The 18,120-nt window shown below is 63.7% G+C and carries 31 protein-coding genes; 1 reads left to right on the top strand and 30 read right to left on the bottom strand.

The window, feature by feature from the left end; genetic code table 11:
• Positions 1-3: 3 nt before the first annotated feature.
• From JX613_RS09585 to rplO, 8 genes are all read right to left on the bottom strand, one after another.
• Complete coding sequence (locus JX613_RS09585) at positions 4-615, bottom strand: helix-turn-helix transcriptional regulator (protein ID WP_207101238.1); 612 nt, start codon at positions 613-615, stop codon at positions 4-6.
• Between the two features lie 311 nt (positions 616-926).
• A complete protein-coding gene (rplQ, locus tag JX613_RS09590) occupies positions 927-1,343 on the bottom strand; it encodes a 50S ribosomal protein L17 (RefSeq protein WP_207101239.1) in 417 nt (138 codons plus the stop codon).
• Between the two features lie 149 nt (positions 1,344-1,492).
• Positions 1,493-2,509 carry a DNA-directed RNA polymerase subunit alpha gene (locus JX613_RS09595; protein WP_207101240.1) on the bottom strand — a complete coding sequence of 339 codons (1,017 nt, stop codon included), beginning with the start codon at positions 2,507-2,509 and terminating at the stop codon, positions 1,493-1,495.
• A gap of 115 nt (positions 2,510-2,624) precedes the next feature.
• A complete protein-coding gene (gene rpsK, locus JX613_RS09600) occupies positions 2,625-3,014 on the bottom strand; it encodes a 30S ribosomal protein S11 (RefSeq protein ID WP_207101241.1) in 390 nt (129 codons plus the stop codon).
• Between the two features lie 12 nt (positions 3,015-3,026).
• A complete protein-coding gene (rpsM, locus tag JX613_RS09605) occupies positions 3,027-3,395 on the bottom strand; it encodes a 30S ribosomal protein S13 (protein WP_207101242.1) in 369 nt (122 codons plus the stop codon).
• Between the two features lie 153 nt (positions 3,396-3,548).
• Positions 3,549-4,220: an adenylate kinase gene (locus JX613_RS09610; protein ID WP_207101243.1), complete on the bottom strand. Its 672-nt coding sequence runs from the start codon at positions 4,218-4,220 to the stop codon at positions 3,549-3,551.
• Positions 4,221-4,255: 35 nt separating this feature from the next.
• Entirely contained in the window at positions 4,256-5,626 is a 1,371-nt protein-coding gene (gene secY, locus JX613_RS09615) for a preprotein translocase subunit SecY (protein ID WP_207101244.1), read from the bottom strand.
• Positions 5,627-5,735: 109 nt separating this feature from the next.
• Positions 5,736-6,212, bottom strand: a complete 477-nt coding sequence (gene rplO, locus JX613_RS09620; RefSeq protein ID WP_207101245.1) for a 50S ribosomal protein L15 — start codon at positions 6,210-6,212, stop codon at positions 5,736-5,738.
• 212 nt (positions 6,213-6,424) lie between these two features.
• Between rplO and JX613_RS09625 the strand changes: the two genes are divergently transcribed.
• Positions 6,425-7,033 (top strand): hypothetical protein, encoded by a 609-nt coding sequence (locus JX613_RS09625; RefSeq protein WP_207101246.1) that lies wholly within the window; start codon positions 6,425-6,427, stop codon positions 7,031-7,033.
• A gap of 2 nt (positions 7,034-7,035) precedes the next feature.
• On the opposite strand, the gene JX613_RS09630 is transcribed toward JX613_RS09625, so the two are convergent.
• The 22 genes from JX613_RS09630 to JX613_RS09735 all read right to left on the bottom strand — a co-directional run bounded on the left by JX613_RS09630 (position 7,036) and on the right by JX613_RS09735 (position 17,793).
• Positions 7,036-7,746, bottom strand: a complete 711-nt coding sequence (locus JX613_RS09630; RefSeq protein WP_207101247.1) for a hypothetical protein — start codon at positions 7,744-7,746, stop codon at positions 7,036-7,038.
• Positions 7,747-7,873: 127 nt separating this feature from the next.
• Positions 7,874-8,059: a 50S ribosomal protein L30 gene (gene rpmD / locus JX613_RS09635; protein WP_207101248.1), complete on the bottom strand. Its 186-nt coding sequence runs from the start codon at positions 8,057-8,059 to the stop codon at positions 7,874-7,876.
• A gap of 12 nt (positions 8,060-8,071) precedes the next feature.
• On the bottom strand, positions 8,072-8,641 hold the full coding sequence (gene rpsE, locus JX613_RS09640; protein WP_154763368.1) for a 30S ribosomal protein S5: 570 nt from the start codon (positions 8,639-8,641) through the stop codon (positions 8,072-8,074).
• A 110-nt stretch (positions 8,642-8,751) separates the two neighbouring features.
• A complete protein-coding gene (rplR, locus tag JX613_RS09645; RefSeq protein WP_154763369.1) occupies positions 8,752-9,111 on the bottom strand; it encodes a 50S ribosomal protein L18 in 360 nt (119 codons plus the stop codon).
• Between the two features lie 12 nt (positions 9,112-9,123).
• A complete protein-coding gene (gene rplF, locus JX613_RS09650; RefSeq protein ID WP_207101249.1) occupies positions 9,124-9,657 on the bottom strand; it encodes a 50S ribosomal protein L6 in 534 nt (177 codons plus the stop codon).
• 12 nt (positions 9,658-9,669) lie between these two features.
• Complete coding sequence (rpsH, locus tag JX613_RS09655) at positions 9,670-10,068, bottom strand: 30S ribosomal protein S8 (RefSeq protein WP_207101250.1); 399 nt, start codon at positions 10,066-10,068, stop codon at positions 9,670-9,672.
• Between the two features lie 9 nt (positions 10,069-10,077).
• Complete coding sequence (rpsN, locus tag JX613_RS09660; protein ID WP_207101251.1) at positions 10,078-10,383, bottom strand: 30S ribosomal protein S14; 306 nt, start codon at positions 10,381-10,383, stop codon at positions 10,078-10,080.
• A 17-nt stretch (positions 10,384-10,400) separates the two neighbouring features.
• Positions 10,401-10,961, bottom strand: coding sequence for a 50S ribosomal protein L5 (gene rplE, locus JX613_RS09665; RefSeq protein ID WP_207101252.1), 561 nt, complete (start codon positions 10,959-10,961; stop codon positions 10,401-10,403).
• The gene (gene rplX, locus JX613_RS09670; RefSeq protein WP_207101253.1) at positions 10,961-11,266 is read right to left on the bottom strand and encodes a 50S ribosomal protein L24; all 306 of its coding nucleotides are present in this window, start codon (positions 11,264-11,266) and stop codon (positions 10,961-10,963) included. Before rplX ends, rplE begins: the two co-directional genes overlap by 1 nt.
• Entirely contained in the window at positions 11,266-11,634 is a 369-nt protein-coding gene (gene rplN, locus JX613_RS09675; RefSeq protein WP_010400243.1) for a 50S ribosomal protein L14, read from the bottom strand. The genes rplX and rplN overlap by 1 nt, the downstream gene beginning before the upstream one ends.
• A 76-nt stretch (positions 11,635-11,710) precedes the next feature.
• On the bottom strand, positions 11,711-11,956 hold the full coding sequence (gene rpsQ, locus JX613_RS09680) for a 30S ribosomal protein S17 (RefSeq protein ID WP_207101254.1): 246 nt from the start codon (positions 11,954-11,956) through the stop codon (positions 11,711-11,713).
• A 10-nt stretch (positions 11,957-11,966) separates the two neighbouring features.
• Positions 11,967-12,173: a 50S ribosomal protein L29 gene (gene rpmC / locus JX613_RS09685; RefSeq protein ID WP_207101255.1), complete on the bottom strand. Its 207-nt coding sequence runs from the start codon at positions 12,171-12,173 to the stop codon at positions 11,967-11,969.
• Positions 12,174-12,370: 197 nt separating this feature from the next.
• Positions 12,371-12,784, bottom strand: coding sequence for a 50S ribosomal protein L16 (gene rplP / locus JX613_RS09690; protein ID WP_103173027.1), 414 nt, complete (start codon positions 12,782-12,784; stop codon positions 12,371-12,373).
• Between the two features lie 12 nt (positions 12,785-12,796).
• Positions 12,797-13,513 (bottom strand): 30S ribosomal protein S3, encoded by a 717-nt coding sequence (gene rpsC, locus JX613_RS09695; RefSeq protein WP_207101256.1) that lies wholly within the window; start codon positions 13,511-13,513, stop codon positions 12,797-12,799.
• Positions 13,513-13,893 carry a 50S ribosomal protein L22 gene (rplV, locus tag JX613_RS09700; RefSeq protein ID WP_207101257.1) on the bottom strand — a complete coding sequence of 127 codons (381 nt, stop codon included), beginning with the start codon at positions 13,891-13,893 and terminating at the stop codon, positions 13,513-13,515. Before rplV ends, rpsC begins: the two co-directional genes overlap by 1 nt.
• A gap of 5 nt (positions 13,894-13,898) precedes the next feature.
• Complete coding sequence (gene rpsS, locus JX613_RS09705) at positions 13,899-14,177, bottom strand: 30S ribosomal protein S19 (RefSeq protein ID WP_167622735.1); 279 nt, start codon at positions 14,175-14,177, stop codon at positions 13,899-13,901.
• Between the two features lie 3 nt (positions 14,178-14,180).
• The gene (gene rplB / locus JX613_RS09710) at positions 14,181-15,020 is read right to left on the bottom strand and encodes a 50S ribosomal protein L2 (RefSeq protein ID WP_167622736.1); all 840 of its coding nucleotides are present in this window, start codon (positions 15,018-15,020) and stop codon (positions 14,181-14,183) included.
• Positions 15,021-15,116: 96 nt separating this feature from the next.
• Positions 15,117-15,413, bottom strand: a complete 297-nt coding sequence (locus tag JX613_RS09715) for a 50S ribosomal protein L23 (protein ID WP_207101258.1) — start codon at positions 15,411-15,413, stop codon at positions 15,117-15,119.
• A complete protein-coding gene (rplD, locus tag JX613_RS09720) occupies positions 15,410-16,030 on the bottom strand; it encodes a 50S ribosomal protein L4 (protein ID WP_207101259.1) in 621 nt (206 codons plus the stop codon). Before rplD ends, JX613_RS09715 begins: the two co-directional genes overlap by 4 nt.
• Positions 16,030-16,896 (bottom strand): 50S ribosomal protein L3, encoded by an 867-nt coding sequence (gene rplC, locus JX613_RS09725; protein WP_207101260.1) that lies wholly within the window; start codon positions 16,894-16,896, stop codon positions 16,030-16,032. Before rplC ends, rplD begins: the two co-directional genes overlap by 1 nt.
• Before the next feature lie 10 nt (positions 16,897-16,906).
• The gene (gene rpsJ / locus JX613_RS09730) at positions 16,907-17,215 is read right to left on the bottom strand and encodes a 30S ribosomal protein S10 (protein WP_089386317.1); all 309 of its coding nucleotides are present in this window, start codon (positions 17,213-17,215) and stop codon (positions 16,907-16,909) included.
• Positions 17,216-17,421: 206 nt separating this feature from the next.
• Positions 17,422-17,793, bottom strand: coding sequence for a hypothetical protein (locus JX613_RS09735; protein WP_207101261.1), 372 nt, complete (start codon positions 17,791-17,793; stop codon positions 17,422-17,424).
• Positions 17,794-18,120 lie beyond the last annotated feature (327 nt).

An 18,120-nucleotide genomic window follows, 5' to 3' on the forward strand; every position in this document is an offset into this window, starting at 1 on the left:
GGTCTAGAGCAGACGGTATTCCTTGGCCCTTTGCAGCGCCTCGGCTGTGGTGCGTGCATTCAGTCTTTCGCGGACCGAAATCAGCCTTGCCTTGAACGCGCTTTCGGTGATGCCAAGCTTGGCTGCCGCTGCCGCATGACGATCGCCCTCCGCGACACAACGAAGGGCTTCTTTCTGAGCCTTCGTGAGGCTCGCCGGCGGCTCCGTGATGTCGTGGAGCCGACGTACCGTGGTCGAGATCTCGGCGATCTCGTCATCCGTGAATTCGCGGTCATCGCGCGCGAAGCTGGCGATGGTGCGAGAACTGATGGGGCCGCAGGACACCGTCAGCCCGAAGGTCAGGCCGTGGTTGGCCGATTCCTGGAGAATGTTGAACGGATCCGGGATCGGCAGGCTGGACCACCGGCAGGCGCCGGTTGTCGAAAAGCCCCAGGCAATCGTCGGGTCGCGCAGCGCGTAACCGTTCTGGGAATAGAAGTCGGACCATTCCTGGGCATAGGTCTGGAACTGCATCAGGGGGGCGGCGAAGCGGATGTGCAGGCCCACAAAATAGCCTGCCGGGGCCATTTTCCCCAGCTTCCGCAAACCTGCATTGATATCGGCGCGTGATGACATGACTTTTTAGACAAATTGCGTTCGGTAGCGTCAACGGACAATGTAATAGTGACGGATAATTCTTGCCATATCATTAAAGGGATGGGAGATCCCCCCAATGCGGTCATACGGCGGAATTTCTATGCTGCCAGCCGATCTTCGTCAGCAACTGCTGGCGATGCCTCTGACAGAGGACGAGAAAAGAGATGTCGCCTGGGCGTTGATGCAATTGGCGTCACCCCCGGAAATCATGCGCAATTTGTCACAGCCCATGAAAAACGCCCCGCAGGCTGAAAGCCCCGGGGCGCCTTGATTCGGTGACCTAGCGTCGCTTATTCAGCGTTGGACTCGGCCTCGATGCGGGTGCGGTCGGCGGCGCCTTTGGCCGAAGGGTCGCGGTCGACCAGTTCGATGATCGCCATCGGCGCCATGTCGCCATAGCGGAAACCGGCCTTCATGATGCGGACGTAACCACCCTGGCGGTCCTTGTAGCGGGCGCCCAGAACCTCGAACAGCTTGGCCGTGTGCTGGTCCTGCTTCAGCTGGGCGGCGGCCTGGCGGCGAGCGTGCAGGTCGCCGCGCTTGGCCAGCGTGATCAGCTTCTCGACGATCGGGCGCAGTTCTTTCGCCTTGGGCAGGGTCGTCTTGATCTGCTCATGCTCGATCAAGGATCCGGCCATGTTGGCGAACAGCGCCTTGCGGTGTTCGTGGGTGCGGTTGAGGCGGCGATAGCCACGGGCGTGACGCATGATTTTCTCCTACAGCGTTTTGCTTTGTCCGGCGGCCCATGCGTGCGGGCCGCTCTCCTTGGGGCGGGATGCCCTTCTTGTCGCAAGGTGCGTGCAAGCACGCACCCTACGGGCTTTGTGCAGGGTGCGTGTTCACACGCACCGCCATGTCAGAACTGGTCGTCGAACCGTTTCGCCAGATCCTCGATGTTTTCCGGCGGCCAGTCGACCACGTCCATGCCCAGGTGCAGGCCCATGCCCGACAGCACTTCCTTGATCTCGTTCAGGGACTTGCGGCCGAAGTTCGGGGTGCGCAGCATCTCGGCTTCGGTTTTCTGGATCAGGTCGCCGATATAGACGATGTTGTCGTTCTTCAGGCAGTTGGCCGAACGCACCGACAGTTCCAGCTCGTCCACCTTCTTCAGCAGGCGCGGGTCGAATTCCAGACCCTCGTCGCTGTCCTGGCGGTTGGCCGATTCCGGCTCGTCGAAGTTCACGAAGACCGACAGCTGGTCCTGGACGATGCGCGCGGCATAGGCCACGGCGTCTTCCGGGGTCAGCGAACCGTCGGTTTCGATCTTCATCGTCAGCTTGTCATAGTCCAGCACCTGCCCCTCGCGGGTGGGCGTGACCTCATAGCTGACGCGCTTGACGGGCGAGAAGATCGCGTCGATCGGGATCAGGCCGATAGGCGCGTCCTCGGGGCGGTTCTTGTCGGCGGCGACATAGCCCTTGCCCGTCTGGACGGTCAGTTCCATGTTCAGCTCGGCGCCATCGTCCAGGTGGCAGATGACGTGGTCGCGGTTCAGCACGGTGATGCCGGCCGTTTCCTGGATGGCGCTGGCCTTGACCTCGCCGGGGCCCTTGGCGGACAGGGTCAGGCGCTTGGGCCCTTCCACGTCCATCTTCAGCGTCACGCCCTTGAGGTTCAGGACGATGTCGGTCACGTCCTCGCGGACGCCCGCGACGCTGCTGAATTCATGCAGGACGTTGTCGATCTGGACCGAGGTGATGGCCCCGCCCTGCAAGGACGACAGCAGCACGCGGCGCAGGGCGTTGCCCAGCGTCAGGCCGAAGCCCCGCTCCAGCGGCTCGGCGACCAGCGTGGCGGTGCGGGTGGCATCCGCGCCCGGCTTGACGACCAGCTGAGTCGGCTTGATCAGCTCGGCCCAATTCTTGTGGATCATGCGTTTGCCTCCATTCTTGTCCCCGCCCCATGTCCTTGGCCGGAAACGCCCGAGGTTGAAAACGTAAAGACCGAACCGCGCGAAAGCGCGCGGTCCGGGCCAGTATCATCTGAAATCAGACGCGGCGGCGCTTGGGAGGGCGGCAGCCGTTATGCGCAATCGGCGTCACGTCGCGGATCGCGGTGATGTTGAAGCCGACCGAGGCCAGCGCGCGCAGCGCCGATTCGCGGCCCGAGCCGGGGCCCTGGACCTCGACCTCGATGGTGCGCATCCCGTGTTCCTGCGCCTTGCGGCCGGCGTCCTCGGCGGCCATCTGCGCGGCATAGGGGGTCGATTTGCGCGAACCCTTGAAGCCCATCGTGCCGGCCGAGGACCACGCGATCGCGTTGCCCTGCACGTCCGAAATCAGGATCTTGGTGTTGTTGAAGCTGCTGTTCACATGAGCAACGCCGGTGGCGATGTTCTTGCGTTCCTTGCGCTTCATGCGGGTCTTGTCACGTGCCATGTCCGTTCCCCCTTACTTCTTCTTGCCGGCGATGGGCTTCGCCGGGCCCTTGCGGGTGCGGGCATTGGTGTGGGTGCGCTGGCCGCGGACCGGCAGGCCCCGGCGGTGGCGCAGACCGCGATACGAGCCCAGGTCCATCATGCGCTTGATGTTCATCTGGGTTTCGCGGCGCAGGTCGCCTTCGACGGTCAGGTTGGCGTCGATGTATTCGCGGATTTGCAGCACTTCGGCATCCGACAGATCGTTGACGCGGCGCGACTGGTCGATGCCGACGGCCTCGCAGATCTGTCCGGCATACATCGGGCCGATGCCGTGGATATAGGTCAGGGCGATCGGGACGCGTTTCCCGGTCGGAATGTTGACGCCAGCAATACGAGCCACGCGTTATCCTTTATCGGTTGCGGTTCCGTAACGCCGGAACCTTTTTTCACAACGGAAGGCCCGAAAGCCATGCCTTCGGGCCGCTGAATGATCCACCCGCAACGGGTGATTCTCTTGCGAGATGTCGTGACTTAAAGGCGGCTGCCTGCCGCGTCAAGTGCCCGTGGCGATTTCGCTTGACACGGGCAGGACAGCGGCAATCTGCCCCGCCACCTGGTCCATGTCCGCCAGCCCGTCCACCGGGGCAAGCTTGCCCTTGGCATAGTAATAGCCGATCAGCGGCGAGGTCTTCTTGTAATATTCCAGAAGCCGCGTCTTCAGGCTGTCCTCGTTGTCGTCGGCGCGCCGCCGCAGGTCGGTCGAGCCGCAGACATCGCAGACGCCGTGCTTCGCGGTGGGCTTCGTCTCGTCGTGATACACCTCGCCGCAATTGCCGCAGGTATAACGGCCGGTGATGCGGCGGACCAAGGCCTGGTCGTCCACCTGCATCTCGACCACGGCGTCCAGCACCATGCCCGTTTCGTCCAGCAACTGCCCAAGCGCGTCGGCCTGGGCCAGCGTGCGCGGAAAGCCGTCGAAGATGAAGCCGTTGCCGCCCTCGGACAGCCTTTCGCGGATCAGGCCGATGACGATCTCATCGGTGACAAGCTGGCCGCGGTCCATGACCTCGGCCACGCGCTTGCCCATCTCAGTCCCCGAGGACCGCGCGGCGCGCAGCATGTCGCCGGTGGACAGCTGCACCAGCCCGCGCTCCTCGACCAGCTTGCGGGCCTGCGTTCCCTTGCCGGCACCGGGCGGCCCCAGCAGAATGATATTGATCGTCATCTTTGGTCTGTCCCCCTCGTCAGCCCGTCGGGCCGTTAGCGGCGCGACGGTGCGCGACGCGGCTTTGCGCTTCCCTCTTTGCGTTTACCACGCAATTGGGATTTCTCAATCAATCCTTCGTATTGATGGGCCAGAAGATGGCTTTGCACCTGGTTGATCGTGTCCATCGTCACCGACACCACGATCAGGACCGAGGTGCCGCCGAAATAGAAGGGCACTGACCACTGGTGGCGGATGATTTCCGGCAAAAGGCAGACCGCCGCCAGATAGGCCGCGCCGATCACCAGCACGCGGTTGACCACGTAGTCTAGGTATTCCTCGGTCCGCTTGCCCGGGCGGATGCCGGGAACGAAGCCGCCCTGGTTCTTCAGGTTCTCGGCCACGTCGTCGGATTTGAAGCTGACGTTGTGGGTGTAGAAATAGGCGAAGAAGACGATCATCCCCGCGAAGAAGATCAGGTACAGCGGCTGGCCCGGCCCGAAATAGGCCAGGATCGTGGACATGATCGGCCCCGTCTGGTTGCCCGAAAAGGTCGAGATCGTGATGGGCAGCAGCAGAAGCGACGACGCAAAGATCGCCGGGATCACGCCCGCCGGGTTCACCTTGATCGGCAGGTGGCTCGACTGGCCGTCATAGATCTTCATGCCGACCTGGCGCCGGGGATACTGGATGCGGATCTTGCGCAGCGCGCGTTCCATGAAGACCACAAAGGCGATCACGGCCACGACCATCACGATCACGCCCAGGATCACCGGGGTCGAGATCGCGCCCGACCGGCCTTGCGCGAAGAAGCTGGCCAGCGCCGCCGGGATTTCCGCGACGATGCCCACGAAGATGATGAGGCTGATGCCGTTGCCGATGCCGCGCGCGGTGATCTGTTCGCCCAGCCACATCAGGAACATGGTGCCGCCCACCAGCGTGATGACCACCGACGCCTGGAAGAACAGGCCCGGATCATGCGCCAGGCCCCCCGCCTCCAGCGACTTGGCCAGGCCGTAAGCCTGGAACAGCGCCAGCGCCACGGTGCCGTAGCGGGTGTACTGGTTGATCTTCTTGCGCCCCTGCTCGCCTTCCTTCTTCAGCTGTTCCAGCGAAGGCACCATCGAGGTGAGCAACTGCACTATGATCGAGGCCGAGATATAGGGCATGATGCCAAGCGCGAAGACACCCATCCGGCCAAGCGCGCCGCCAGTGAACATCGACAGGATGCCGCCGATCCCCGCCTGCGCCTGGTCCATGAAGTTGCGCAGCGCCGCGCCGTCGATGCCCGGCACCGGAATATAGGTGCCAAGCCGATAGATGATCAGCAGACCGATCGTGAACCAGATGCGCTGGCGAAGTTCCGTGGCCTTGCCGAATGCGCTCCATGACAGGTTCGCGGCCATCTGTTCTGCGGCTGACGCCATGTTTTTCCGTCCCGTGTCATAAACAGCGCCGCCGACCCGTTTCCGGGGACCGGCGGCGCCAGGAAAACCTGCTCGCTATCTATGGGGCGCGGACGCCCCGATCAACAGCTTATTCCGCCGCCGCGGCAACGACCGGCAGCGTCACCTTGCCGCCCGCCTTCTCGACCGCCTCGACCGCCGATTTCGACGCGCCGGTGACGGTGATGGTCAGGGCCGAGGTCAGTTCGCCCTTGCCCAGCAGACGCACGCCGTCCAGCTTGCGGCGCACCAGGCCGGATGCGACCAGCGCGTCCTCGGTCACTTCCGCCGTGGCGTCGATCTTGCCCGCGTCGATGAAGGTCTGCAGCTGGCCCAGGTTGACCACCGCGAAGGATTTCGCGTTCGGCTTGGTGAAGCCGCGCTTGGGCAGGCGGCGATAAAGCGGCATCTGGCCGCCTTCGTATCCGTTCAGCGCAACGCCCGACCGCGAGGACTGGCCCTTGATACCACGGCCGGCGGTCTTGCCCTTGCCGGAACCGGGACCACGCGCCACGCGCTTTTTCTTGCGGTTCGCGCCTTCGTTGTCGCGGATTTCATGCAGTTTCATGTCGCTTCTCCTAGGCCGGACGCGCCCCCGAAGCGAAAACGGGACGGACACGGCATGTCTGTTTCGTGAATCGGTGCCCGACGGCACCCGGGGCATATAGACGCAATGCCCTCCTGCGGCAAGGGCCGCTGACAGCGCCGGACAAGCGGATGTGAGTTGCCGTCGCCCCCCGTCGCCTTATCAGAAGCGGCATCGTTCCCTGGATATTGACCATGACCCGCATTGCCCTTTTCCTGGCCGCCCTGACCTGCGCCCCCCTTGCCGCCTGGGCCGAGCCCACCTTCTGCACCGCCCGCATCAACGGCCAGGACGTGCCCCTGGCCTATGACCCCAAGGAGCCGGGCCTGCGCGACCATTTCAGCCGGCGCGAGATCCTGTTCACCTCGTGGGGGCGCGACACCTGCCCCAGCTATGTCGTGCTGCGCAGCCTGACGCCCGACCTGACCGACCAGGAACGCGGCCCCTTCTGCCTGCGCCACGACAAGGCCAGCGATTCGATCATCGGCTATGACCTGGGCCGCCGCGACGCCTATGGCCGCTGCGAGGCGCCCGCGAAAACCGTCTGCCAGCGCGTGAACCAGACCAAGAACGCCGCCGTCGCCATCACAGGGGCGGCGGCCAAGGGCGCGGTCAACGGCGCGCGCGCCCTGCCCGACGGGTCCGGCGCGGTGATCCTCAGCGGATCGCAGGGCTATATCACGGGCGCGCTGTCCTCGATCGGCGGGGCGGCGGCGGCCATGGCCTCGTCGCCCGCCATTGTCGCGGGGGCGGCGGTGTCGGTCGTGGCGGTCGGCGGCGCGGTCTATGCCTGCCGGGAATAGCATCAGAACTCCAGCCATGTGCCGATCCTGAGGGCGGGCTCGCTGGGGCCCGCCAAGGGGGCGACAAAGCCGATCTCCAGCCGGGCGGGCCCGGTCAGGTCATAGACGACCGAGGTGGCGAGCTTGGCGGAAAAGTCGGCATCCTTGCGCGCCTCCAGCCGAAGCTGGTTCACCACGGCCCAGGAGGGCGTGGGGCGCAGGCCCACCGTCAGGTCCAGCTTGCTGACGATCTCGGGCGTCAGATAGGCATACTGGATGCTGGTCAAGCCCTGGCGGACCGTCACTTCCTCGGTCTTGCCCGCGACCTTCACCCGCGCCTCGGCGCTGAGCCAGCCGCCATCCCACGGCCCCGAGAAGCCCCGCCCCCACATCAGCGCCACCTGGCTGAGCGGCAGGATCGCGCCCTCGCGGCGGATGACCCCAAAGCCCGTGGCATAGGACAGCTTGTTCGGCCCCTCGCCCCTGTCCAGCGATTTCTGGTACCACAGCATGACGCTGGTTTCGCCGACATTGGTGTGGCTGACCTCAAGCCCCACGGTCCGGCGGCGGCTCAGGCCGTATTCGGTGTAGATCCCGGTATAGGAATTGCCCGCATCATCCCGCTCTCCCGAGACGGCGATGAAGGAATGACCGGGCTCGCGCGGCCAGGGTCCGGCCTGGGCAGACACCGCCGCCAGAAGCCAGACAAGACATGCGCCAAGAATACGCCCCACCCCGTTCCCCATCCGATAGCGGTCAGGACAAAGGCTAGGGACGAGAGGTTACGATATGGTTAACGACCCTGAACAAACGAAAACGCCCCGGATTTCTCCGGGGCGTTTTTGCGGCCATCCTTGCGGATCAGGCCTTTTCCTCGATGATGGTCACCAGATGCGGGATCTTGGCGACCATGCCGCGGATCGCCGGGGTGTCCTGCAATTCGCGGGTGCGGTTCATCTTGTTGAGACCCAGGCCTTTCAGCGTTTCGCGCTGGATGGCGGGGCGGCGGATCGGGCTGCCGATCTGCTTGACGACGATGGTTGCCATGCGCCTGTCTCCTTACGCTTCGACCGGCTCGGCAGCCGGCTTGTTGTCCTGCGGCAGGATGTCGGCCACCTTCTTGCCGCGACGCTGCGCGACCGAACGGGGGCTGGCTTCCTTCTTCAGGCCGTCCAGCGTCGCGCGGATCATGTTGTAGGGGTTCTGCGACCCCTGCGACTTGGCGACGACATCCTGGACGCCCAGCATCTCGAACACGGCGCGCATCGGACCGCCGGCAATGATGCCCGTACCCGGAACGGCGGTGCGCATGATCACCTTGCCCGCGCCATGGCGGCCTTCGATGTCATGGTGCAGGGTGCGGCCGTCGCGCAGCGGCACGCGGACCAGCGAACGCTTGGCCTGCTCGGTCGCCTTGCGGATCGCTTCCGGCACTTCCTTGGCCTTGCCCTTGCCGAAGCCGACGCGGCCACGCTGGTCGCCGACCACCACGAGGGCCGCGAAGCCGAAGCGCTTGCCACCCTTCACGGTTTTCGACACGCGGTTGATCGCGACAAGGCGATCCTGGAATTCCGGGTTTTCCTCGCGCTCTTCGCGGCGGCCGCCCCGGCGGTTATCACGTTCTGCCATATGGCTTTCCTTTTCAGGTGGCGCGGCAACGCGCCGGTTGTGTCAATCCAGGTGGGCGCCCCGAAGGACGCCCCCGGATCATCGGGGCGGCGCTGACGCCGCCCGCAGGATCAGAACTTCAGGCCGCCTTCACGGGCGGCGTCGGCCAAGGCCTTCACCTTGCCGTGGAAGATGAAGCCACCGCGGTCGAAGACCACTTCCTCGACGCCCGCAGCCTTTGCACGCTCGGCGATGGCCGCGCCGATCTTGGCGGCGGCCTCGACGTTGTTCTTGCCGACCAGGCCGAAGTCCTTCTCCAGCGTGCTGGCCGAGGCCAGGGTCACGCCGTTCAGGTCGTCGATGACCTGGACCGAGATGTTCTTCGACGAACGGTGGACCGACAGGCGCGGACGGCCGTTCGACATCGCCCGCAGTTTGTTCCGAACGCGCAGGCGGCGCTTCTGGAACAGCTCTTGCTTTTTCAGTGCCATTTCATGCGCCCCTTACTTCTTCTTGCCTTCCTTGCGGAAGACGAACTCGCCCTTGTAGCGGATGCCCTTGCCCTTGTAGGGCTCGGGGCGGCGCCACTCGCGGATGTTCGCGGCCACCTGACCAACCAGCTGCTGGTCGATGCCTTCCACGACGATTTCGGTCTGCTTCGGCGCCGTGATCGTCACGCCGTCGGGCGTTTCGAAGTTCACGTCGTGCGAATAGCCCAAAGCCAGCTTCAGGGTCTTGCCCTGCATCGTGGCGCGGTAGCCCACGCCCTGGATTTCCAGCTCTTTCTTAAAGCCCGTGGACACGCCGACCGTCAGGTTTTCCACCATCGAGCGGGTCATGCCCCACTGCTGGCGCGCGCGCTTCGAGGTGCCGCGCGGCTTGACCGCCACGGAGCCTTCTTCCAGCACCAGATCCACATCATCGGTCGCCGTGAAGCTGCGGGTGCCCTTGGGGCCCTTCACTTCGATGGTCTGACCCTTGATCTCGGCCGTCACGCCCTTGGGCAGAGCGACCGGCTTTTTACCAATCCGAGACATCTGCTGCCCTCCTTAGAACACGGTGCAGAGGACTTCGCCGCCGACATTGGCATTGCGAGCCGCTGCATCCGACATGACGCCCTTCGGGGTCGAGACGATAGACACGCCCAAACCCTGACGGACCTGCGGGATTTCCCGGGCACCGGCGTAAACGCGGCGGCCGGGCTTCGAAACACGCGACAGTTCCCGGATCACCGGGGTGCCGTCGTGGTACTTCAGACCGATCTCCAGCTCGGCATGGCCGGCCTCGGTGGTCACTTCTTCATAGCCGCGGATGTAGCCTTCGGCTTTCAGCACGTCCAGAACCCAAGCGCGCAGCTTAGAGGCCGGGGTGCGCACGGTCGATTTGCCGCGCATCTGCGCATTGCGGATGCGGGTCAGCATATCGCCGAGAGGATCGTTCATCGACATTGTGCCCCCTTACCAGCTGGACTTGACGAGACCGGGGATCTGACCGTTCGAGCCAAGCTCGCGCAGCATGATCCGCGACAGTTTCAACTTGCGGTAATACGCGTGCGGACGGCCGGTCAGTTGGCACCGGTTATGCAGACGCGTTTCCGACGAATTGCGCGGCAGTTCGGCCAGCTTCAGCGAAGCCTTGAACCGCTCTTCCATCGGACGGGACTGGTCGTTGATCACCTCTTTCAGGGAGGCGCGCTTGGCGGCGTATTTCGCGACCAGCTGCTGGCGCTTCTTCTCGCGCTCGACCATGGATTTCTTTGCCATATCTCTTACCTCCGCGATCAGCTGTTGAAGGGCATGTTGAAATGCTTCAACAGCGCTTTCGCTTCCGCGTCGGTCGGCGCGGTGGTGCAGATGATGATGTCCATCCCCAGAACTTCGTCGACCTTGTCGAAGTTGATTTCCGGGAACACGATGTGCTCCTTGAGGCCCATGGCATAGTTGCCGCGGCCGTCGAACGAGGTGCCCTTCACGCCGCGGAAGTCGCGGACGCGCGGCAGCGCCACGTTGATCAGGCGGTCCAGGAATTCGTACATCCGGTCGCCGCGCAGCGTCACCTTGGCGCCCAGGGGCATTTCCTCGCGGACGCGGAAGCCCGCGATCGAGGTCTTGGCCTTGGTGATGACGGCCTTTTGGCCCGCGATCAGCGACAGTTCCTCGGCGCCCTGCTTGACCTTCTTGGTGTCCTTGACGGCCTCGCCGATGCCCATGTTCAGGACGATCTTGTCCAGGCGCGGGATCTGCATGTCGTTCTTGTAGCCGAACTCTTCCTTCAGCGCGGCCCGGACGGTGTCACGGTAAACCGCCTTGAGGCGCGGCGTGTACTTGGTTGCGTCCAGCATCAGATCACGTCTCCCGTGGTCTTGGCGAAACGGACCTTCTTGTCGCCTTCCATGCGGAAGCCGACGCGGGTCGCTTTGCCGTTTGCATCCATCAGCGCCAGGTTCGACAGGTCGATCGGCATCGCCTTAGGCGTGCGGCCGCCGGGGGTCGTCTGGGTCTGGCGCTGGTGACGGATCGCGATGTTGACCCCGTCAACGATGGCCTTGTTTTCCTTGGGCATCACGGCGGTGATTTCGCCCTGCTTGCCCTTGTCCTTGCCGGCCAGCACGACGACCTTGTCGCCCTTTTTCAGCTTGGCAGCCATTACAGCACCTCCGGGGCAAGCGAGATGATCTTCATGAAGTTCTTCGCGCGCAGCTCGCGGACGACCGGCCCGAAGATACGGGTGCCGACCGGCTCGCCCTGGTTGTTCAGGATGACGGCGGCGTTGCGGTCGAAGCGGATCGAGGTTCCGTCCTCGCGCTTCACTTCCTTGGCGGTCCGAACGACCACGGCCTTGCGGACGTCGCCCTTCTTGACCCGGCCCCGCGGGATGGCTTCCTTGACGGACACGACAATGATGTCGCCCACCGACGCATAGCGACGGTGCGAACCACCCAGGACCTTGATGCACTGAACCCGGCGCGCGCCGGAGTTGTCAGCAACATCCAGATTGGTCTGCATCTGGATCATTTGGTTTCTCCCGACCTTTGGGGACCGCCAGACGCGGCCCCAGGGTTTCGATCATTTCTGATCTGTGATGATGGACTTACGCGGAAACCGCTTCGTCCGTCAGGACAGTCCAGCGTTTCGTCTTCGAGATGGGCGCGCATTCGATGATGCGAACCTCGTCACCCACCTTGAACTGGTTCAGGGCGTCATGCGCCCGGTATTTCTTGGACGAACGGACGATCTTGTGCAGCACGGGGTGCTTGAAGCGGCGTTCCACCAGGACGGTGATGGTCTGTTCGTTCTTGTCGCTGGTGACGCGGCCTTGCAGGATGCGTTTGGGCATGGGCCGTTCCTCAGTTCGCTGCGGCGGCGGCTGCCGCCTTCTGGTTCAGGATGGTCTTCACGCGCGCCACGTCGCGGCGCACCGAACGCATCCGGGCGGTGCCTTCCAATTGGCCGGTGGCCTGCTGGAAACGGAGGTTGAAGGCCTCCTTCTTCAGCGCGACAAGCTGGTCCTTCAGCTGGTCGGGCGTCTTCGACATCAATTCCTGCGCTTTCATGGCGCCTTCCTTTCAACATCACCGGAGAGCCCCTGCAGGCAGGGCCACCCTGATTCCCGGTGGAGTTACATGATGAAGGCCTGCCCATACAAGCAACGGCCTCTTCGTGCAACCCTTTTCCCGCCGGGAAAAGGAAAACCCCGCCAGTCGCCCGGCGGGGTCGTGTTGCGTAGGGTGCGTGCTTGCACGCACCGATCTTACCAGTCTTCGCGCGCCACGATGCGGGTCAGGACCGGCAGCTTGTTGGCGCCAAGGCGCAGGGCTTCGCGCGCGATTTCGTCGGACACGCCGTCGATCTCGAACATGATGCGGCCGGGATGGACGCGGGCGGCCCAGAAGTCGACCGAGCCCTTGCCCTTGCCCATCCGCACTTCGGTCGGCTTCGAGGAAACCGGCACGTCCGGGAAAATCCGGATCCAGACCCGGCCCTGACGCTTCATGTGGCGGGTGATCGCGCGGCGGGCCGCCTCGATCTGGCGGGCGGTCACGCGCTCGGGCTCGGTGGCCTTCAGCGCGTAGGAACCGAAGTTCAGGGCGAAACCGCCCTTGGCTTCGCCGTGGATCCGGCCCTTGTGCTGTTTGCGGAACTTGGTCCGTTTCGGTTGCAGCATCTTGTTTGCTCCTTAACGCGCGTCGCGGTCACGGCGCGGACCACGCGGAGCCGGACCTTCCTGAGCCTCGGCGGCCTTGCGGTCGCGAGCCTGGGGGTCATGCTCCATGATCTCGCCCTTGAAGATCCAGGTCTTCACCCCGATGATCCCGTAGGGGGTCGTGGCTTCGGCCAGCGCATAGTCGATGTCGGCGCGCAGGGTGTGCAGGGGCACACGACCTTCGCGATACCATTCGGTCCGCGCGATCTCGGCGCCGCCCAGACGGCCCGACACGTTCACGCGGATGCCCAGGGCACCCATGCGCATCGCGTTCTGCACCGCGCGCTTCATGGCGCGGCGGAACGAAACCCGACGCTCCAGCTGCTGGGCGATCGATTCCGCGACCAGGGCGGCATCGACTTCCGGCTTGCGGACCTCGACGATGTTCAGGTGAACTTCCGACTTGGTTAGGTTCGCCAGCTTGTTGCGCAGCACCTCGATATCGGCGCCCTTCTTGCCGATGATCACGCCCGGACGCGCGGCATGGATCGTCACGCGGCATTTCTTGTGCGGACGCTCGATGATGACGCGGCTGATGCCGGCCTGCTTGGCTTCCGTCTTGATGAAGTCCCGGATCTTCAGGTCTTCAAGCAGCAGATTGCCATAGTCCTTGTCGTCGGCATACCAGCGGCTGTCCCAGGTGCGGTTGACCTGCAGGCGCATGCCGATCGGATTGACCTTCTGACCCATTACGCTTGCTCCTCGACTTGGCGCACCTTGATGGTGATTTCCGAAAACGGCTTCATGATCTTGCCATACCGGCCACGCGCCCGCGGACGGCCGCGCTTCATCACCAGGTTCTTGCCGACCCAGGCTTCGGCGACAACCAGGTTGTCCACGTCCAGCCCGTGGTTGTTTTCCGCGTTCGCAATCGCCGACTGCAGGCACTTCTTCACGTCGCCCGCAATCCGCTTGTGCGAGAAGGTCAGGTCGGCCAGGGCCTTGTCCACCTTCTTGCCGCGGATCAGTTGCGCGACCAGATTCAGTTTCTGCGGCGAGGTGCGAAGCATCTTGGTCTTCGCGAACGCCTCGTTCTCCGCCACGCGGCGCGGATTCTGTTCCTTACCCATGACGATTACTTCCTCTTGGCTTTCTTGTCCGCCGCGTGGCCGTAATAGGTCCGCGTGGGCGAATATTCACCGAATTTCTGGCCGATCATCTCCTCGGTCACCGCAACGGGGATGTGCTTCTGCCCGTTGTAGACGCCGAAGGTCAGGCCGACGAATTGCGGCAGGATGGTCGAGCGACGCGACCAGATCTTGATGACGTCGGATTTCCCCGACTCGCGGGCCTTTTCCGCTTTCTTGAGCACATAGGCGTCAACAAAGGGGCCCTTCCAGATAGAACGTGCCATGGATCAGCGGCCCTTCTTCTTCGCGTGACGCGAACGCAAGATATACTTGTCGGTCGCCTTGTTCGAGCGGGTCTTCTTGCCCTTGGTGTCCTTGCCCCAGGGCGTGACCGGCGTGCGGCCACCCGAAGTCCGGCCCTCGCCACCGCCATGCGGGTGGTCGATCGGGTTCATGGCGACACCGCGGACGCTGGGGCGGATGCCCTTGTGGCGGTTGCGGCCAGCCTTGCCGAGGTTCTGGTTCGAGTGGTCGGCATTCGACACGGCGCCGATGGTCGCCATGCATTCCTGGCGGACCAGGCGCAGCTCGCCCGAGGACAGGCGGATCTGGGCGTAACCGCCGTCGCGGCCCACGAACTGGGCATAGGTGCCCGCCGAACGCGCGATCTGGCCGCCCTTGCCGGGCTTCAGCTCGACGTTGTGGACGATGGTGCCGATCGGCATGCCGCTGAAGGGCATGGCGTTGCCCGGCTTCACGTCGACCTTGGCGCCGGCGACGACCTTGTCGCCCACGGCCAGGCGCTGCGGCGCGATGATATAGGCGCGCTCGCCATCCTCATAGCCGATCAGGGCGATGAAGGCGGTGCGGTTGGGATCGTATTCGATCCGTTCCACAACGGCGGCCATGTCGAACTTGGTGCGCTTGAAATCGACGATGCGATACAGGCGCTTCGCCCCGCCGCCCTTGCGGCGCATGGTGATCCGTCCGGTGTTGTTCCGACCGCCGTTCTTGGTCAGGCCTTCCGTGAGGGCCTTGACCGGGCGACCTTTCCAAAGCTCCGAACGGTCGATCAGAACCAGCCCGCGCTGGCCAGGCGTCGTCGGTTTATACGACTTCAATGCCATCTTTCTGTCTTCCGTTGCTTTGGACCAGGGTGGTCCGTTGTCGTCCAAAAGATCAGCGGCCCCGGATGAACCGAGGCCGCGGATTCGCGCCTGTTATCAGAGTCCGGTGGACACGTCGATAGTGTTGCCCTCTTCGAGGGTGACATAGGCTTTCTTGACATCGCTGCGGCGGCCGAGGATGCCCCGGAACCGCTTCTGCTTGCCCTTGGTGATGGTCGTGTTGACGGCCTTCACCTTGACGCCGAACAGGGCCTCGACCGCCTGCTTGATCTGCGGCTTAGAGGCATCCTTGCTCACCTGGAACACCACGCCGTTGTTTTCCGACGTCATGGTGGCTTTCTCGGTGATGATCGGCTTGACGATCACGTCGTAATGTTCAGCTTTCGCGCTCATTTCAGACGAGCCTCCAGAGCTTCGACACCCGAGCGCGTGATCACCAGCGTGTCGCGCTTGAGGATGTCATACACGTTGGCGCCGATCGACGGCAGGATGTCCACGCCCTCGATGTTGCGGGCGGCGCGGGCGAAGCCTTCGTTCACTTCGGCCCCGTCGATCACCAGCACGCGCTTCCAGCCGTTTTCCTTGACGGCCTTGGCGACGGCGGCGGTCTTGGCGTCGGCGAGGTTCAGATCCTCGACGATCACCAGTTCACCGGCGGTTGCCTTGGCGGACAGGGCATGGCGCAGGCCCAGAGCGCGCACCTTCTTGGGCAGGTCGAAGGCGTGCGAACGCGGGGTCGGGCCCTTGTAGGTGCCGCCGTGACGGAAGGTCGGCGCCTTGCGGGATCCGTGGCGCGCGCCGCCGGTGCCCTTCTGGCGATAGATCTTCTTGGTCGAATAGCTGACATCCGACTTGCCCAGCACCGAGTGGGTGCCCTGCTGCGCTTTGGCACGCTGCCAGCGGACGACGCGCTGCAGGATGTCGCCACGAGGCTCCAGCCCGAAGATCTCGTCGGCCAGCTCGATTTCACCGGCCTTGCCGGTATCCAGCTTGATCACATCGAGTTTCATCACTTGTCTCCTTCGGGCGCGGCAGCGTCGCCATCCGAAGCCTTGTCGGCCTCGATCGAAGCCTGGGCTTCGGCCAGCGCGGCTTCCTCGGCGGCGGCGGCTTCGGCGGCGGCAGCCTCGCGGGCGGCTTCCTCGGCGGCGGCGGCTTCAGCGGCGGCAGCCTCGGCGATGCGGCGGGCTTCCTCGGCGGCGGACTTCAGCGCGGCGGGATAGATCACGTTCTCGGGGGTCGCCTTCTTGACGGCGTCCTTGATCGTGACCCAGCCACCCTTGGAACCGGGAACCGAACCCTTGACCATGATCAGGCCCCGATCGGCATCGGTGCGCACGACCTGCAGGTTCTGGGTCGTCACGCGGACGGCACCCAAGTGACCCGCCATCTTCTTGCCCTTGAACACCTTGCCGGGATCCTGGCACTGGCCGGTCGAGCCGTGCGAACGGTGGCTGATCGACACGCCGTGCGAGGCGCGCAGACCGCCGAAGTTGTGGCGCTTCATGGCGCCCGCGAACCCTTTACCGATCGAGGTGCCGGCGATGTCCACATACTGACCCGCGAAATAGTGGTCAGCCGTGATTTCCTCACCGACATTGATCAGGTTCTGTTCGGCCACGCGGAATTCCGCGATCTTGCGCTTGGGCGCGACCGAGGCCTTGGCGAAGTGACCGCGCATCGCGGCGGTCGTGCGCTTGGCCTTGGCGACACCGGCGCCCAGCTGGACGGCGGTATAGCCGTCGCGCGCGGCAGTGCGCTGATCGACGACCTGGAGGTTGTCCAGTTGCAGGACGGTCACCGGAACCTGACGGCCGTCTTCCAGGAACAGCCGGGTCATGCCCAGTTTCTTGGCGATAACACCAGTACGCAGCATGGTCGCCTCCTTACACCTTGATCTCGACATCCACGCCGGCGGCGAGGTCGAGCTTCATCAGGGCGTCCACGGTCTGCGGGGTCGGATCGACGATGTCCAGCAGGCGCTTGTGGGTGCGGATTTCCCACTGGTCGCGCGACTTCTTGTCGATGTGCGGGCCACGCAGGACGGTGAATTTCTCGATCTTGTTCGGCAGCGGAATCGGGCCGCGAACGGTCGCGCCGGTGCGCTTGGCGGTGTTGACGATTTCCTGGGTGCTGGCTTCCAGCACGCGATAGTCAAACGCCTTCAGCCGGATGCGGATATTCTGACTTTGCATAAGTCATCCCTCTGACGGGGAGTTCCAGTCGAGAGGCTGACAACGCACCACGCGCCGCCAGCGTCGGACCGTATATAAAAGGGCAAGGCCGCCCCCATAGCGGGCGGCCTTTGCAGGTGCAACCGATTCTATGCTTGGCTGCGACCTGCGTTGCTTAGTCATGACTGGCGAAAGTGTCAAGCAGGATACGTACAGCCCATGAAGTGCTATTTGCGGTACTTCTCTTGCAGCATAGCAATCAGAGTCGGAACTGCGTCGGGACTTGCCATAAACTTTTGATGCACTTTCGCATCGTTCCGTTTACGCTTCTTTTCCTGCTTCTTCATACGCTCGAACCGCTCCTCCCTTCGCAGTGTATATAGCCGACGAGCTAACTCGCTGCGAAGCAGCGCATAGTGTGCTTGGCGCTCTCTGGGCAGTTTACGCCTGATGTGACGCACAATGGCCAACCATCCAGGCATAACCGCTTTTTGGGCCTTACGAATGCGTGCGAAGTCAATCTGACTGAATGCGTTATAGGCTTCCAAATAAGCCCGATCCTGCTTGGCAACTCGCCTATTTTCGGCGGCTCTTAGCATAGCTGCTTTGGTTTCAGGCGTAATTATCGGAGGCATCGACGAAGCTTGCTTTGGCTCCCAACCAACGGGACTTCGTCTGATAATTGTGCCACCCATAAAACGCCCCCTAGTGAACTGCCCACGATGCTAGAAGAGCTACAAATGCCAAGCAACAACAACAAGGCCGCCCCCTTTTGCGGGAGCGGCCCCTTGATGTCGTTTGTCGCATGGTGCGTGCAAGCACGCACCCTACAGGAAAACGGCGTAGGGTGCGTGCTTGCACGCACCGCCACCCCTCATCCGATCACTTGATGATCTTGGACACCACGCCGGCGCCGACGGTGCGGC

The sequence above is a fragment of the Paracoccus shandongensis genome, from assembly GCF_017315735.1.
GTDB classification, from domain to species: domain Bacteria; phylum Pseudomonadota; class Alphaproteobacteria; order Rhodobacterales; family Rhodobacteraceae; genus Paracoccus; species Paracoccus shandongensis.

What these genes read in the sequence shown, in the direction of transcription:
- JX613_RS09585 (WP_207101238.1), bottom strand. Translation starts at nt 615, where the DNA reads ATGTCATCACGCGCCGATATCAATGCAGGTTTGCGGAAGCTGGGGAAA.
- rplQ (WP_207101239.1), bottom strand. Translation starts at nt 1,343, where the DNA reads ATGCGTCACGCCCGTGGCTATCGCCGCCTCAACCGCACCCACGAACAC.
- JX613_RS09595 (WP_207101240.1), bottom strand. Translation starts at nt 2,509, where the DNA reads ATGATCCACAAGAATTGGGCCGAGCTGATCAAGCCGACTCAGCTGGTC.
- rpsK (WP_207101241.1), bottom strand. Translation starts at nt 3,014, where the DNA reads ATGGCACGTGACAAGACCCGCATGAAGCGCAAGGAACGCAAGAACATC.
- JX613_RS09610 (WP_207101243.1), bottom strand. Translation starts at nt 4,220, where the DNA reads ATGACGATCAATATCATTCTGCTGGGGCCGCCCGGTGCCGGCAAGGGA.
- secY (WP_207101244.1), bottom strand. Translation starts at nt 5,626, where the DNA reads ATGGCGTCAGCCGCAGAACAGATGGCCGCGAACCTGTCATGGAGCGCA.
- rplO (WP_207101245.1), bottom strand. Translation starts at nt 6,212, where the DNA reads ATGAAACTGCATGAAATCCGCGACAACGAAGGCGCGAACCGCAAGAAA.
- JX613_RS09625 (WP_207101246.1), top strand. Translation starts at nt 6,425, where the DNA reads ATGACCCGCATTGCCCTTTTCCTGGCCGCCCTGACCTGCGCCCCCCTT.
- rpmD (WP_207101248.1), bottom strand. Translation starts at nt 8,059, where the DNA reads ATGGCAACCATCGTCGTCAAGCAGATCGGCAGCCCGATCCGCCGCCCC.
- rpsE (WP_154763368.1), bottom strand. Translation starts at nt 8,641, where the DNA reads ATGGCAGAACGTGATAACCGCCGGGGCGGCCGCCGCGAAGAGCGCGAG.
- rplR (WP_154763369.1), bottom strand. Translation starts at nt 9,111, where the DNA reads ATGGCACTGAAAAAGCAAGAGCTGTTCCAGAAGCGCCGCCTGCGCGTT.
- rplF (WP_207101249.1), bottom strand. Translation starts at nt 9,657, where the DNA reads ATGTCTCGGATTGGTAAAAAGCCGGTCGCTCTGCCCAAGGGCGTGACG.
- rpsH (WP_207101250.1), bottom strand. Translation starts at nt 10,068, where the DNA reads ATGTCGATGAACGATCCTCTCGGCGATATGCTGACCCGCATCCGCAAT.
- rpsN (WP_207101251.1), bottom strand. Translation starts at nt 10,383, where the DNA reads ATGGCAAAGAAATCCATGGTCGAGCGCGAGAAGAAGCGCCAGCAGCTG.
- rplE (WP_207101252.1), bottom strand. Translation starts at nt 10,961, where the DNA reads ATGCTGGACGCAACCAAGTACACGCCGCGCCTCAAGGCGGTTTACCGT.
- rplX (WP_207101253.1), bottom strand. Translation starts at nt 11,266, where the DNA reads ATGGCTGCCAAGCTGAAAAAGGGCGACAAGGTCGTCGTGCTGGCCGGC.
- rplN (WP_010400243.1), bottom strand. Translation starts at nt 11,634, where the DNA reads ATGATCCAGATGCAGACCAATCTGGATGTTGCTGACAACTCCGGCGCG.
- rpsQ (WP_207101254.1), bottom strand. Translation starts at nt 11,956, where the DNA reads ATGCCCAAACGCATCCTGCAAGGCCGCGTCACCAGCGACAAGAACGAA.
- rpmC (WP_207101255.1), bottom strand. Translation starts at nt 12,173, where the DNA reads ATGAAAGCGCAGGAATTGATGTCGAAGACGCCCGACCAGCTGAAGGAC.
- rplP (WP_103173027.1), bottom strand. Translation starts at nt 12,784, where the DNA reads ATGCTGCAACCGAAACGGACCAAGTTCCGCAAACAGCACAAGGGCCGG.
- rpsC (WP_207101256.1), bottom strand. Translation starts at nt 13,513, where the DNA reads ATGGGTCAGAAGGTCAATCCGATCGGCATGCGCCTGCAGGTCAACCGC.
- rplV (WP_207101257.1), bottom strand. Translation starts at nt 13,893, where the DNA reads ATGGGTAAGGAACAGAATCCGCGCCGCGTGGCGGAGAACGAGGCGTTC.
- rpsS (WP_167622735.1), bottom strand. Translation starts at nt 14,177, where the DNA reads ATGGCACGTTCTATCTGGAAGGGCCCCTTTGTTGACGCCTATGTGCTC.
- rplB (WP_167622736.1), bottom strand. Translation starts at nt 15,020, where the DNA reads ATGGCATTGAAGTCGTATAAACCGACGACGCCTGGCCAGCGCGGGCTG.
- JX613_RS09715 (WP_207101258.1), bottom strand. Translation starts at nt 15,413, where the DNA reads ATGAGCGCGAAAGCTGAACATTACGACGTGATCGTCAAGCCGATCATC.
- rplD (WP_207101259.1), bottom strand. Translation starts at nt 16,030, where the DNA reads ATGAAACTCGATGTGATCAAGCTGGATACCGGCAAGGCCGGTGAAATC.
- rplC (WP_207101260.1), bottom strand. Translation starts at nt 16,896, where the DNA reads ATGCTGCGTACTGGTGTTATCGCCAAGAAACTGGGCATGACCCGGCTG.
- rpsJ (WP_089386317.1), bottom strand. Translation starts at nt 17,215, where the DNA reads ATGCAAAGTCAGAATATCCGCATCCGGCTGAAGGCGTTTGACTATCGC.
- JX613_RS09735 (WP_207101261.1), bottom strand. Translation starts at nt 17,793, where the DNA reads ATGCTAAGAGCCGCCGAAAATAGGCGAGTTGCCAAGCAGGATCGGGCT.